Source organism: Streptomyces sp. HUAS 31 (genome assembly GCF_028198125.1).
Taxonomy (GTDB): Bacteria; Actinomycetota; Actinomycetes; order Streptomycetales; family Streptomycetaceae; genus Streptomyces; species Streptomyces chartreusis.
The window spans coordinates 1,779,659-1,792,947 of the sequence record NZ_CP116353.1; the positions used below are offsets into that span (position 1 = coordinate 1,779,659).

12 protein-coding genes are annotated in these 13,289 nt (G+C 69.4%); 2 read left to right on the plus strand and 10 right to left on the minus strand.

All coding sequences use genetic code 11. From position 1 onward, the window contains the following. Window positions 1-23: 23 nt before the first annotated feature. Window positions 24-845 carry a peptidylprolyl isomerase gene (locus PGH47_RS07685; protein WP_126898334.1) on the plus strand — a complete coding sequence of 274 codons (822 nt, stop codon included), beginning with the start codon at window positions 24-26 and terminating at the stop codon, window positions 843-845. A gap of 135 nt (window positions 846-980) precedes the next feature. Beyond that, a complete protein-coding gene (locus PGH47_RS07690; protein WP_126898333.1) occupies window positions 981-2,210 on the plus strand; it encodes a DUF349 domain-containing protein in 1,230 nt (409 codons plus the stop codon). 80 nt (window positions 2,211-2,290) lie between these two features. Here the strand turns inward: PGH47_RS07690 and PGH47_RS07695 are convergent, their stop codons facing one another. The 10 genes from PGH47_RS07695 to pdxT form a co-directional block, all read right to left on the minus strand. Then, on the minus strand, window positions 2,291-4,810 hold the full coding sequence (locus PGH47_RS07695; protein WP_107909359.1) for a RelA/SpoT family protein: 2,520 nt from the start codon (window positions 4,808-4,810) through the stop codon (window positions 2,291-2,293). Window positions 4,811-5,208: 398 nt separating this feature from the next. Continuing rightward, the gene (locus PGH47_RS07700) at window positions 5,209-5,748 is read right to left on the minus strand and encodes an adenine phosphoribosyltransferase (RefSeq protein ID WP_107909358.1); all 540 of its coding nucleotides are present in this window, start codon (window positions 5,746-5,748) and stop codon (window positions 5,209-5,211) included. Continuing rightward, the gene (gene secF, locus PGH47_RS07705; protein WP_271662808.1) at window positions 5,745-6,869 is read right to left on the minus strand and encodes a protein translocase subunit SecF; all 1,125 of its coding nucleotides are present in this window, start codon (window positions 6,867-6,869) and stop codon (window positions 5,745-5,747) included. The genes PGH47_RS07700 and secF overlap by 4 nt, the downstream gene beginning before the upstream one ends. Before the next feature lies 1 nt (window position 6,870). Continuing rightward, window positions 6,871-8,598 carry a protein translocase subunit SecD gene (gene secD / locus PGH47_RS07710; protein ID WP_271662809.1) on the minus strand — a complete coding sequence of 576 codons (1,728 nt, stop codon included), beginning with the start codon at window positions 8,596-8,598 and terminating at the stop codon, window positions 6,871-6,873. Window positions 8,599-8,730: 132 nt separating this feature from the next. Then, window positions 8,731-9,234, minus strand: a complete 504-nt coding sequence (gene yajC / locus PGH47_RS07715) for a preprotein translocase subunit YajC (RefSeq protein ID WP_271662810.1) — start codon at window positions 9,232-9,234, stop codon at window positions 8,731-8,733. Window positions 9,235-9,409: 175 nt separating this feature from the next. Then, the gene (gene ruvB / locus PGH47_RS07720) at window positions 9,410-10,480 is read right to left on the minus strand and encodes a Holliday junction branch migration DNA helicase RuvB (protein ID WP_030945262.1); all 1,071 of its coding nucleotides are present in this window, start codon (window positions 10,478-10,480) and stop codon (window positions 9,410-9,412) included. Between the two features lie 114 nt (window positions 10,481-10,594). Then, on the minus strand, window positions 10,595-11,200 hold the full coding sequence (gene ruvA, locus PGH47_RS07725; RefSeq protein WP_030945258.1) for a Holliday junction branch migration protein RuvA: 606 nt from the start codon (window positions 11,198-11,200) through the stop codon (window positions 10,595-10,597). Continuing rightward, window positions 11,197-11,739: a crossover junction endodeoxyribonuclease RuvC gene (gene ruvC, locus PGH47_RS07730; RefSeq protein WP_030945254.1), complete on the minus strand. Its 543-nt coding sequence runs from the start codon at window positions 11,737-11,739 to the stop codon at window positions 11,197-11,199. Before ruvC ends, ruvA begins: the two co-directional genes overlap by 4 nt. Before the next feature lie 139 nt (window positions 11,740-11,878). Further along, window positions 11,879-12,631 carry a YebC/PmpR family DNA-binding transcriptional regulator gene (locus tag PGH47_RS07735; protein WP_269638787.1) on the minus strand — a complete coding sequence of 251 codons (753 nt, stop codon included), beginning with the start codon at window positions 12,629-12,631 and terminating at the stop codon, window positions 11,879-11,881. Window positions 12,632-12,679: 48 nt separating this feature from the next. Then, complete coding sequence (pdxT, locus tag PGH47_RS07740; protein WP_030945247.1) at window positions 12,680-13,288, minus strand: pyridoxal 5'-phosphate synthase glutaminase subunit PdxT; 609 nt, start codon at window positions 13,286-13,288, stop codon at window positions 12,680-12,682. Window position 13,289: the final 1 nt, after the last annotated feature.

The window sequence follows — 13,289 nt, forward strand, 5'->3', positions numbered from 1 at the left end:
ACGACGCATGAGGAGAGAACCCCGTGGTCAGCCAGGAACAGCGGCGGCGTCAGCTCGCCCGGGAGAAGTTCTTGCGGCAGCAGCAGCGGCGTACGTCCGCCCGACGCAAGGCGCGCATGCGCAACTCGGTGATCGCGTCGGTGCTCGGAGTGGTCGTCATCGGCAGCCTCGCGCTGTACACGACGGGCGTCCTCAAGGGGGACGACGGCAAGGAGAACGCGGGCGCCGAGGTCACGCCGAGCGCGACCCCGACCAGCAAGGCCCCGGACCCGTGCGACAAGCCCGCCGAGGGCAAGGTCAGGACGGCGACCTGGAAGAAGGAGCCGGAGCTGACCGTCGACAAGTCGGCGAAGTACACGATGAAGCTCGCCACGACTTGCGGTGACATAGACATCGACCTGAAGGCGTCGGCGGCGCCGCACACGGTGAACTCGTTCGAGTTCCTGGCCGGCAAGCGCTACTTCGACCACTCCAAGTGCCACCGGCTCACCACCAACGGCATCTACGTGCTCCAGTGCGGCGACCCGACGGGCGTCGGCACGGGCGGTCCCGGCTACACCATTCCGGACGAGAACCTGAAGGACAAAAGCCTGAAGGACAACATCTATCCGGCGGGCACGGTGGCCATGGCGAACACCGGCCAGAAGCACACCGGCGGCAGCCAGTTCTTCCTCGTGTACCAGGACAGTCAGCTTCCGCCCAGCTACACACCGTTCGGCACCGTTTCCGAATCCGGCATGAAGGTACTCAAGAAGATTGCCGACGCGGGTGAGAGCACCGGCCAGGGCGACGGCGCACCGAACGCGACGGTCGTGATCAACAAGGCGACGGTCACGAAATCCTGACCGCCAAGTGCGAAATTTCGGTCGCGCGGGATGCGGACAGGCAACCCGCCGGTCGCCTATGTTGGCCGTGACGAAACTGTGGACGATGCCCGGGGGAACAGAAGCCCCTCGCAGGCATCATGTGGAGGAGGCGCTGTGAGCAGCGACCCGTGGGGCCGCGTCGACGAGACGGGGACCGTGTACGTGCGTACGGCCGACGGCGAGCAGGTTGTCGGCTCTTGGCAGGCAGGCACTCCTGAAGAGGCGCTGGCCTATTTCGAGCGCAAGTACGAGGGCCTGGTTGTCGAGATCGGCCTCCTCGAGAAGCGAGTGAAGACCACCGACCTGTCGGCGAAGGACGCCCAGACCGCGATCGACCACATCCGTGAGCAGGTCGACGCCCATCACGTGGTCGGTGACCTGGCCGCCCTGCGGACCCGCCTGGACAAGCTGGTCGAGACGGTCGACAAGCGGCGCGAGGAGCGCAAGCAGCAGCGGGCCAAGCAGTCCGACGAGGCGCGTCACTCCAAGGAGGCGCTGGTCGTCGAGGCCGAGGAGCTGGCGCAGTCCGACCAGTGGCGGGCCGCCGGTGAGCGCCTGCGGGCCCTGGTGGACACCTGGAAGGGTCTGCCGCGCCTTGACCGCAAGTCCGACGACGAGCTGTGGCACCGCTTCTCGCACGCCCGCTCGGCGTTCTCCAAGCGTCGCAAGGCGCACTTCGCGCAGTTGGACGCGCAGCGCGAGGAGGCCCGCAAGACCAAGGAGCGGCTGGTCTCCGAGGCCGAGGCGCTGTCCGGGTCGACGGACTGGGGTCCGACGGCCGCGCGCTACCGCGAGCTGATGTCGGAGTGGAAGGCCGCGGGCCGTGCCCAGCGCGAGCACGAGGACGACCTGTGGAACCGCTTCCGCGGTGCCCAGGACATCTTCTTCGCGGCCCGCAGCTCGGTCTTCGCGGAGCGGGACGCCGAGCAGGCGGAGAACCTGAAGCTGAAGGAGGAGCTGGCCGGCGAGGCCGAGAAGCTCCTGCCGATCGGCGACCTGAAGGGCGCGCGTGCCGCCTTCCGCTCGATCAACGAGCGCTGGGAGGCCATCGGCCATGTGCCGCGGGACGCCCGGCCGAAGGTCGAGGGCCGGATGCACGCCGTCGAGCGGGCCCTCCAGGATGCCGAGGAGTCCGAGTGGCGCCGGACCAACCCGGAGGCACGCGCGCGTGCCGAGGGGCTGACCGGCCAGCTCCAGGCCGCCGTGGACAAGCTGAGGGGCCAGATCGACCAGGCCCGCGCCCAGGGCAACAACGCGAAGGCCGACAAGCTGGAGCGCGAGCTGGAGGGCCGCCAGGCCCTGCTGGACCAGGCCCTGAAGGGCCTCCAGGAGTTCGGCGGCTGACCGCAGCCGACACCGGTACGACGAGAAGGGCCCCGTACGTCACGTACGGGGCCCTTCTCGTGTCTGGTCCCACAGCGCTGCTACGAGCGGCTGCGCGCCGACGTCACGCGGTAGACGTCGTACACGCCCTCCACTCCCCTGACCGCCTTCAGGACGTGGCCGAGGTGTTTCGGGTCGCCCATCTCGAAGGTGAAGCGGGAGGTGGCGACGCGGTCGCGGGAGGTCTGGACGGCCGCGGAGAGGATGTTGACGTGCTGGTCGGAGAGCACGCGGGTGACGTCCGACAGGAGCCGGGAGCGGTCCAGGGCCTCGACCTGGATGGCGACCAGGAAGACCGAGGACTGCGTGGGCGCCCACTCGACCTCGAGGATGCGCTCGGGCTCGCGGGACAGTGACTCCACGTTGACGCAGTCGCTGCGGTGAACCGATACACCACTACCACGCGTGACGAAGCCGATGATCGGGTCGCCGGGTACGGGCGTACAACAGCGGGCCAGCTTGACCCACACGTCCTCGACGCCCTTGACGATGACGCCCGGGTCGGCGCTGGAGCGGCGCTTGCGGCTGCGGCTGCGAGTCGGCGGGACCGACTCGTCGATCTCCTCCGTTGCCGCTTCCTCGCCGCCGAGCGCCTGGACCAGCTTCTGCACGATGTTCTGTGCGGAGACATGGCCCTCGCCGATCGCCGCGTACAGCGCCGAGATGTCGGCATAGCGCATCTCGTGGGCGAGCGTGACGAGCGAGTCGCCGGTCAGGATGCGCTGGATCGGCAGGTTCTGCTTGCGCATCGCGCGGACGATGGCGTCCTTGCCCTGCTCGATGGCCTCGTCGCGGCGCTCCTTGGAGAACCAGGCCCGGATCTTGTTGCGGGCGCGCGGCGACTTCACGAAGTTCAGCCAGTCCCGGGACGGTCCGGCCCCGGCCGCCTTGGAGGTGAAGACCTCCACGAGGTCGCCGTTGTCCAGGGTCGATTCCAGCGGCACGAGGCGTCCGTTGACACGGGCTCCTATGGTGCGGTGGCCCACCTCGGTGTGCACCGCGTAGGAGAAGTCCACGGGTGTGGCACCGGCCGGCAGCGCTATGACGTCGCCCTTGGGGGTGAAGACGAAGACCTCGTTGCGCGACAGGTCGAAGCGCAGGGACTCCAGGAACTCGCCGGGATCCTCGGTCTCCTTCTGCCAGTCCAGCAACTGGCGCAGCCACGCCATGTCGTTGAGATGGTCGTCCTTGCCGGTGCTCTTCGGTGCGTCCGAACGCACCTTGGAGGCGCCGGCGACGGCCTCCTGCTTGTACTTCCAGTGCGCGGCGATGCCGTACTCGGCGCGGCGGTGCATGTCGAACGTGCGGATCTGGAGTTCGACCGGCTTGCCGTTGGGGCCGATGACCGTCGTGTGCAGCGACTGGTACATGTTGAACTTGGGCATCGCGATGTAGTCCTTGAACCGGCCCGGGACCGGGTTCCATCGCGCGTGCACGGTGCCGAGGGCGGCGTAGCAGTCACGGACCGTGTCGACGAGGACGCGGATGCCCACCAGGTCGTAGATCTCCGCGAAGTCGCGGCCGCGGACGATCATCTTCTGGTAGACGCTGTAGTAGTGCTTCGGACGGCCGGTGACGGTCGCCTTGATGCGGGCCGCGCGCAGGTCCTGCTGGACCTCGTCGGTCACTATGGCCAGATACTCGTCACGCTTCGGTGCCCGCTCGGCCACCAGCCGTACGATCTCGTCGTACATCTTGGGGTAGAGGATCGCGAAGGCGAGGTCCTCCAGCTCCCACTTGATGGTGTTCATGCCGAGGCGATGAGCGAGGGGCGCGTAGATCTCCAGCGTCTCGCGCGCCTTCTTCTCCTGCTTCTCGCGCTTGAGGTAACGCATGGTGCGCATGTTGTGCAGGCGGTCGGCGAGCTTGATGACCAGGACGCGGGGGTCCTTGGCCATGGCTACGACCATCTTGCGCACGGTCTCGGCCTGCGCGGCCTCGCCGAACTTGACCTTGTCCAGCTTGGTGACGCCGTCGACGAGCAGGGCGACGGAGTCGCCGAAGTCGCGGCGGAGCTGGTCGAGGCCGTACTCGGTGTCCTCGACGGTGTCGTGCAGCAGGCCCGCCATCAGGGTGGCCGGATCCATCCCCAGCTCGGCGAGGATGGTGGTGACCGCCAGCGGGTGCGTGATGTAGGGGTCGCCGCTCTTGCGCTTCTGGCCGCGGTGCCAGCGCTCGGCGACCTGGTACGCCTTCTCGATCTGGCGGAGCGTGGCGGTCTCGATCTTCGGGTCGTTGCTGCGGACTATGCGCAGCAGCGGCTCCAGCACCGGGTTGTACGGGTTGGAGCGCTGGACGCCGAGGCGGGCGAGACGGGCCCGGACGCGGTTGGAGGAGCCGCTGCGGGCGGGCTGGCCGGTGTTCGGGCGCACCGCCGGCGTCGACGAGGCGGGCTTGGGACGAGGCGGTTCTGCCGGCTTGTCGACGGGCGCGGACTGGGCATGCTCGACCGTCCCGCGCGAGTCGTTCTTCGCGTGCGGCGCGTTCGGCGCGGGCTTGGCCGCCGATGCCGAGGCGGACTCGGGCTTGGCGGCGGTCAGGTGCTGGGCCTCGTCTGGCAAGAGGACTCCTCGTGCGCGATCCGGGTCCCCCGGTCAGGCTCCGGAGACCCCATGGTAGCGATCCTGGGCCGCAGGATCGCCTTCAGGCCGATGTGAGGGCCGTCTACCGGAGAAACACAAGGGGCTGCCGCCGGATTCCTCCATGCCTTTCGGCCCGTGTCCTGGCGGTGGCGTGTGCGTTGCCTGGGGCTGACGTGAGGTTTGCGTACGCCGTCGTGGAGGCCCGTTCGAGGCTCGCGGCGTTTGTTTTGAGCCATGGGGTGCGGGGGTGACCTCACGGGCGGGCGTGCACGCCGTAGCGCCTGGGGGCGTGTGTGCGTCCTCGCCCCGGATACGCGTATGCCGTGCGCCCTGGACTTCGGGCGCACGGCATACGCGCGGTGGAACGGGGTGGTCGCTCAGACCGTGAGCAGCGACTCCAGCGGGGCTCCGGACAGGGCCGGCTCCAGGCGGGCACGGCCGCCGAGGAAGCCCAGCTCCATCAGGACGGCGAGGCCCGCCACGTCGGCGCCGGCCCGGCGGATCAGCCGGATCGAGGCCTCGGCGGTGCCGCCCGTCGCCAGGACGTCGTCGACGACCAGGACGCGGTCGCCCGCGGCCAGGTCCTCGGCGTGCACCTCGATCTCCGCGGAGCCGTACTCCAGGTCGTACGCCTGGCTGAGGGTCGCCCCGGGGAGCTTGCCCGCCTTGCGTACGGGGATGAAGCCGACGCCCGCGCGGACTGCGACCGGCGCCCCGAGGATGAAGCCGCGGGCCTCCAGGCCGACGATCTTCGTGGCGGCGGTGCTCACGACGATCTCCGCCAGCGCGTCGGTGAGCGCCGTGAACGCCGCCGGGTCCGCCAGGAGCGGTGTGATGTCCTTGAACATCACACCCGGCTCCGGGTAGTCCGCCACGTCACGGATACGGCTGAGCAGGAGCTCCTGGATGCCGGTCATCGGCGCTTCCCCGAAGGACGGCCACGACCCCGGTTACGGGACGAGGGCTGGTTGCGGGGGCCGACGACCGCGGGGGCGGCGTCCTCCGGCTCGTCGTCGTAGTACTCGTCGGCGACCTGCGGCTCCGGGGCCTCGCCCTGTGCGGCGCCCTGGGCCCGCTTGGCCAGCACGCGCTTCTTCAGGGCCTTCATCTGCGGCTCGCGCTCCTTGAGGTCGGCGACGAGCGGCGTGGCGATGAAGATCGAGGAGTACGCACCGGCGGCGAGACCGACGAACAGCGACAGCGAGATGTCGTTGAGCATGCCGGCGCCGAGGAAGCCGCCACCGATGAACAGCAGGCCCGCCACCGGCAGCAGCGCGACCACCGTGGTGTTGATCGAGCGGACCAGGGTGCTGTTGATCGAGCGGTTGGCGACGTCGCTGTAGGTCCAGCGGGTCTGCTTGGTGATGTCCTTCGTCTGCTCCTTGAGGCTGTCGAAGACGACGACAGTGTCGTAGAGCGAATAACCGAGGATCGTCAGCAGGCCGATCACGGTGCCGGGCGTGACCTCGAAGCCGACGAGGGCGTAGATGCCGACCGTGATGGTGATGTCGTGGATCAGCGCGACGAAGGCGGCGAGTGCCATGCGCCACTCGAACGCGATCGCCAGATAGATCACCACGAGGACCAGGAAGATCCCCAGGCCCTGCCAGGCCTTGTTGGCGATCTGCTCACCCCAGCTGGGGCCGACCAGTTCGCCGGTGACGTCGTTCTCGTTGACGCCCAGCTTCTCGGCCAGCTCGGCCGAGACCTTGTCGGCCTGGTTGGTGTCGATGCCCGAGACCTGGATGCGCAGCTTGGCGTCGTCGCCGCTGCCGAGCTTCTGGACGATCGCGTCGTGGCCGGAGGCCTCTTCCGCGTACTCCTGGGCCTGCGCGACCGAGACGCTGGTCTTCGGGGTGTTGAAGACGGCTCCGCCCTGGAACTCGATGCCCATGTTCAGGCCGCGCACCGCCAGGCCGACGATGGCCGTGATGGTGATCAGGATGGAGAGGCCGTACCAGATCTTGCGGTTGCCGACGAAGTCGTAGCCGACCTCGCCACGGTGCAGTCGGGCGCCGAGGTTGCCGAGCTTCGACATCTCACGCCTCCTTCGGGTCGACAGGGCCCGCGGCAGGGCTGGCGGGACGGCGGGTGCGGCGCAGCGGCGGCTTGGCGCCCAGTCGCTTGGGATCGAGACCGGACCACGGGTGGCCGTTCCCGAAGAACTTGGTGCGGGCCAGGATCGTCAGCAGCGGCTTGGTGAACAGGAACACGACGACCACGTCGAGCAGGGTGGTCAGGCCGAGCGTGAACGCGAAGCCCTGGACCTTGCCGACGGTGACGATGAAGAGCACCGCGGCGGCGAGGAACGACACGAAGTCGGAGACCAGGATGGTGCGCCGGGCACGCGGCCAGGCCCGCTCGACCGCGGGGCGCAGCGAGCGGCCCTCGCGGATCTCGTCCCGGACGCGTTCGAAGTACACGATGAACGAGTCCGCTGTGATGCCGATGGCGACGATCGCTCCGCAGACGGCCGGCAGGTTCAGCGCGAAGCCGATGGCCGGGCCGAGCAGCGCCATCAGCGTGTAGGTCAGGGCCGCGGAGACCAGCAGCGACAGCAGGGCGATCACCGACAGGCCGCGGTAGTAGATCAGCAGGTAGATCACGACCAGGCCGAGGCCGATCGCACCGGCGATCAGACCGGCGTGCAGCTGCTCACCGCCGAGCGCGGCGGTCACCGTGGTGACGCTGTCCTCCTGGAAGGTCAGCGGCAGGGCGCCGTACGACAGCATGTTGGCGAGGGCCTGGGCCGACTCCTGGTTGAAGTTGCCGGAGATCTCGGCGTTGCCGCCCGTCAGGGCCTGGCGGACGAAGGGGTCGGAGACGACCTCGCCGTCCAGGACGATCGCGAACTGGTTCTGCGGGGACTGGTTCTTGGCCAGCTTGCCGGTGATGGCGGCGAACTTCTTGCTGCCGCCGTTCGTGAAGTCCATGGTCACGGTCCAGCCGGCGCCGGTCTGCGTGTTCAGGACGGCCTGGGCCTTGTCGACGTCGGTGCCGTCGACCTCGGCGGGGCCGAGGATGTACTTCTGCCACTGCCCGGACGAGTTCTGACCGCAGGCGACCGTGTAGTCGGTGGGCCTGGCGCCGTCGCCCGCCTTGGCGCGGGCCGACTTCTTGGTGCAGTCGAGCGCGGCGTACTGCGCTTCGAGCTTGCTTCCCGCGCCGTCACCGCTGGGAGTGGCGCTCGGGGACGGCGTGGAGTCGGCCTTCAGGGCGTCGGTGACCGCCCGGCCCTGGGTGGTGGAGCTGGCCGACGGCGTGCCGGAGGGGGTCGACTTGTCCGTCGCCTCGTCGCCGGAGCTGCCCGACGCGCTGGAGGAGGCGCTCGGCGAGGGGGTCGGCGTCGCGGCGGCGCCGGCGACCTCGGTGGCGATCACCGGACGGAAGTAGAGCTTGGCGGTGGTGCCGACCTGGTCCCGGGCTTCCTTGGAGTTGGTGCCCTTGGGGATGTTGACGATGATGTTGCGATCGCCCTGGGTCTGTACCTCGGCCTCCGAGACACCCAGACCATTGACACGGCGCTCCATGATGTCGACCGCGGTGTCCATGTTGGTCTTGTTGATCGCGGATTCCTGGCCGGGCTCGGCGACCGCGCGAAGCGTGATGCTCGTGCCGCCTGCCAGGTCGATACCGAGTCGCGGAGTGGTGTGCCCCGAGGCGAACATCCCTCCGGTGAGCGCCGCGATGGCGATCAGGATGAGGGCCAGCGAGCGCCCTGGCTTGCTCTGGGCGCTCGCGCTCCGGCCCTTCTTAGGTGCTGCCACCTTCTCGTACTCCCTCTCGGGCCGCCTCACTCCGGATCGACGGGCTGGCGGCCATGACATGGTGTCGGGATCCCGTGCGAAGTCGGCATGCCCGGGGGCGCGCAGGCGTGGCCCGCGCGCCCCGGAACATGGCTACTTCGCGTCGGAGTCGCCGCCGTCGGTCTTCTTCGGCTCGTCGTCCGACTTCGCGTCGGCGGCGACGGAGGCGTCGGACGGCTCCTCGGCCTCGTCGTTCTCGTCCTCCTTGCCGAGGTCGACGGCCTTCTCGTCGGAGGCGGCGGCAGCGTCGGGCTCGTCGGTCTCGGTGAGGGAGGAGGCGTCGTCCGGCACGACGTCGGACTTCAGGTCGTGCTCGATGCCGTGCACGATCCGGTTGTACTCGTCGTCGGAGAGGACGGCACCGATCGCGTTCTTGGCGAAGAGAAGCTCCACGCCCGGGCCGGCGTCAAGGAGGACGGTGTCGTCGCTGACCTCCTTGACGGTGCCGTACATGCCACCGATGGTGCGGACACCGGATCCGGGCTGCATCTGGTTCCGCATGTCGGCGGCCTGCTGCTGCTTCTTCTTCGCAGACCGGGTCATCAGGAACATGGCCCCGATGAGCACGATGAACGGGAGGAGGGTCACGAGACTCACGGGTCGGAACTTCCTTCACACGACCGCGATGGTGAGCGGCCTGATGGTTGGGGGATTGTATGCCGCCGACAAAGGCGGCATCGGCGGAGTCTAAGCGAGTCTCCGCGCATGGAACAACGCTCAGCATGGCACCGGGGTTCCTACTCCGGCCACCAAGCTCGCCGTCACCGCCCCATCACGCCCCGAAGAGGTCCTGTTGTCCGTTTCCCGCAGCTGACGAGCGCGGCGGGGTCAGTCCGAGGTGCGCCCATGCGGCAGGCGTCGCGACGCGTCCGCGCGGGGTCCGGGCGAGCAGGCCCTCCCGTACGAGGAAGGGTTCGGCGACCTCCTCCACGGTCTCACGCTCCTCCCCCACCGCGACAGCGAGCGTGGACAGGCCGACCGGGCCGCCGCCGAACAGCTTGAGCAGGGCCTCCAGGACACCGCGGTCCAGCCGGTCGAGGCCGCGGGCGTCGACCTCGTACACGGCGAGGGCTGCTCCGGCGATGTCCCGGGTGATGATCCCGTCCGCCTTGACCTGGGCGTAGTCGCGTACGCGGCGCAGCAGGCGGTTGGCGATACGGGGGGTGCCACGGGAGCGGCCGGCGATCTCGGCGGCGCCGTCGGCCTCGATCTCGACGTCGAGGAGGTTCGCCGAGCGGTGGATGACTCGCTCCAGCTCGGCGGGCTCGTAGAACTCCATGTGCGCGGTGAAGCCGAAGCGATCACGCAGCGGCGGCGGCAGCAGACCGGCCCGGGTGGTGGCCCCGACCAGGGTGAACGGGGGCAGCTCCAGCGGGATGGCGGTGGCGCCCGGGCCCTTGCCGACGATCACGTCGACGCGGAAGTCCTCCATCGCCATGTACAGCATCTCCTCGGCGGGCCGGGACATGCGGTGGATCTCGTCGAGGAAGAGGACCTCGCCCTCCTGGAGGGAGGAGAGGATCGCGGCGAGGTCGCCGGCGTGCTGGATGGCGGGCCCGCTGGTGATGCGGATGGGGGCGCCCATCTCGGCCGCGATGATCATCGAGAGGGTGGTCTTGCCCAGGCCGGGGGCGCCGGAGAGCAGCACGTGGTCGGCGGTGGCGCCACGCGCGCGTGCGGCGCGCAGGACCAGGTCCAGCTGTTCGCGGACCTTCTCCTGGCCGATGAACTCGCCCAGGTCCTTCGGGCGCAGCGCGGCCTCGACGGCCTGGTCCTCACGGTCGGCGGACGAACCGACGAGCCGCTCGGCGGCGGGGGTGTCGGTGGTGTCGTCCCAGTTCACTGCGGTTCTCCTAGCGATGAAAGCGCCGGACGGCAGGGGTGCGGCCGGGGGTCGGGCGACGGGCGGGGCGTCGTCGGGAGCGGCACTTTCGGGCCGTCCCGCGGCGCCACCCGGTCAGCGCGCTCTGTTCAGGGTCTGAAGGGCGGCCTTCAGCAGCTGTCCCACCTGGGGCGTGCCCTCGGCGGCCTCGGCCTGCGGTGTCACGGCGGTCACCGCCTCGTCGGCCTCGCGGGTCGCGTACCCCAGACCGATCAGGGCCGCGTGCAACTGGTCGCGCCAGCCCTGGCTGACCGGGGCGCCGACGGCGGGCGCGCCGATGGGCTCGCCCAGGCGGTCCTTCAGTTCCAGGAGCAGCTTCTGGGCGCCCTTCTTGCCGATGCCGGGTACGGCGGTGAGCGACTTCTCGTCGGCGGTGGCCACCGCTCTGCGCAGGGCGTCGGGCGAGTGCACGGCCAGCATGGCCTGGGCCAGGCGGGGGCCGACGCCGCTCGCGGTCTGGAGCAGCTCGAAGGTCTGACGCTCGTCGTCGTCGGCGAAGCCGTACAGGGTGAGTGAGTCCTCACGGACGACGAGGGAGGTGGCCAGCTTGGTCTGCTGGCCCATCCGCAGGCCCGAGAGGGTGTTCGGCGTGCACTGGACGGCGATGCCGATCCCGCCGACCTCCACCACCGCGGAGTCGGGGGCGAGCGCGGCGACCGGGCCGCTGAGAGACGCGATCATGCGAGACGGCCTTTCGAGGGAGCCTTGGCGGAGTGCAGGGCGACGGCCTGCTGGAGTCGGTTCTGCGCGGGGGCCCGCCAGATGTGACAGATGGCGAGTGCGAGGGCGTCGGCGGCGTCGGCCGGTTTGGGCGGGGCGCTGAGCCGCAGCAGGCGGGTGACCATGGCGCCGACCTGTGCCTTGTCGGCGCGGCCCGAGCCGGTCACGGCGGCCTTGACCTCGCTGGGGGTGTGCAGGGCGACGGGGATGCCGCGGCGGGCGGCGCAGAGCATGGCGACGGCGCTGGCCTGGGCGGTGCCCATCACGGTGCGGACGTTGTGCTGGCTGAACACCCGCTCCACGGCGACGAATTCGGGCTGGTGCTCGTCCAGCCACATCTCGATGCCCTGCTCGACGGCGACGAGGCGGTGGCCCAACTCGGCGTCCGCGGGCGTCCGTACGACACCGACGCCGAGCATGGTGAGCGGGCGTCCGGCGACGCCTTCGACCACACCGACACCGCATCGCGTCAGCCCCGGGTCCACCCCCAGTACGCGCACCCCGCGCCCCCTCCTTCGATCGCCTGTTTGTGCAGGCTATCCGGTGCCACCGACAACGCCGGTCAGCAACTCCCGACAAAGCGACGGGCCGACGGGGATGCCCCGTCGGCCCGTTGAGTCCGTGCAGCTCGCGACCGCGTTACGCGTCGACCTTCTCCATGATCTCGTCGCTGACGTCGAAGTTGGCGAAGACGTTCTGCACGTCGTCGCTGTCCTCGAGCGCGTCGATCAGCTTGAAGATCTTCTTGGCGCCCTCCTCGTCCAGCTCGACCTGGACGGACGGCACGAAATTGGAGTCCGCGGAGTCGTAGTCGATGCCGGCCTCCTGGAGGGCGGTGCGGACCGCGACCAGGTCGGTGGCCTCGCTGAGCACCTCGAAGGACTCACCGAGGTCGTTGACCTCCTCGGCGCCCGCGTCGAGGACCGCGGTGAGGACGTCGTCCTCGCTCAGCTCGCCCTTGGGGACGATGATGACGCCCTTGCGGCTGAACATGTACGACACCGAGCCGGGGTCGGCCATGTTGCCGCCGTTGCGGGTCATGGCGACGCGCACGTCGGAGGCGGCGCGGTTGCGGTTGTCGGTGAGGCACTCGATGAGCACCGCGACACCGTTCGGGCCGTAACCCTCGTACATGATCGTCTCGTAGTCGGCGCCACCGGCCTCGAGACCGCCGCCGCGCTTGACCGCGGAGTCGATGTTCTTGTTCGGGACCGACTGCTTCTTCGCCTTCTGGATGGCGTCGTAGAGAGTCGGGTTCCCCTCGATGTCGACGCCGCCCATACGCGCCGCGACCTCGATGTTCTTGATCAGCTTCGCGAAGAGCTTGCCGCGCTTGGCGTCGATCACGGCCTTCTTGTGCTTCGTCGTGGCCCATTTAGAGTGGCCGGACATCTGCCTGTCTCCTTCGCGTAACCCATCTATGAACGAACCCCAGAGATCCTACAAGGACTCCGCTGTCCGGTTCGCGCGCACCATGTCGGCGAACAGACCGTGCACGCGGTGGTCGCCGGTCAGTTCCGGGTGGAACGACGTGGCCAGCGCGTTGCCCTGGCGGACCGCGACGATGTGGCCCTCGTGCTCGGCGAGGACCTCGGCCTCGGCGCCGACGGACTCGACCCAGGGGGCGCGGATGAAGACGCCCTCCACAGGATCGCCCGCGATGCCCTTCACGTCGAGTGCGGCTTCGAAGGACTCGTTCTGGCGGCCGAAGGCGTTGCGGCGCACGATCATGTCGATGCCGCCGATCGTCTCCTGACCCGAGCGCGGGTCGAGGATCTTGTCGGCGAGCATGATCATGCCGGCGCAGGTGCCGTAGACGGGGAGACCGTCACGCACGCGTGCGCGCAGCGGGTCCATCACGCCGAACAGGACGGCCAGCTTGGAGATGGTCGTGGACTCGCCGCCGGGGATGACGAGACCGTCGATCTCGGCAAGTTCCTCGGGGCGCCGCACCGGCCTGGCCACGGCGTCTACCGCGGCCAGGGCGATGAGGTGCTCCCGTACGTCGCCCTGGAGGGCCAGGACGCCTATGACGGGGGTGTTGCTCATG

Coding starts and splice junctions, on each gene's coding strand:
- PGH47_RS07700 (WP_107909358.1), bottom strand. CDS start 5,748: ATGACCGGCATCCAGGAGCTCCTGCTCAGCCGTATCCGTGACGTGGCG.
- pdxT (WP_030945247.1), bottom strand. CDS start 13,288: ATGAGCAACACCCCCGTCATAGGCGTCCTGGCCCTCCAGGGCGACGTA.
- PGH47_RS07735 (WP_269638787.1), bottom strand. CDS start 12,631: ATGTCCGGCCACTCTAAATGGGCCACGACGAAGCACAAGAAGGCCGTG.
- secF (WP_271662808.1), bottom strand. CDS start 6,869: ATGTCGAAGCTCGGCAACCTCGGCGCCCGACTGCACCGTGGCGAGGTC.
- ruvA (WP_030945258.1), bottom strand. CDS start 11,200: ATGATCGCGTCTCTCAGCGGCCCGGTCGCCGCGCTCGCCCCCGACTCC.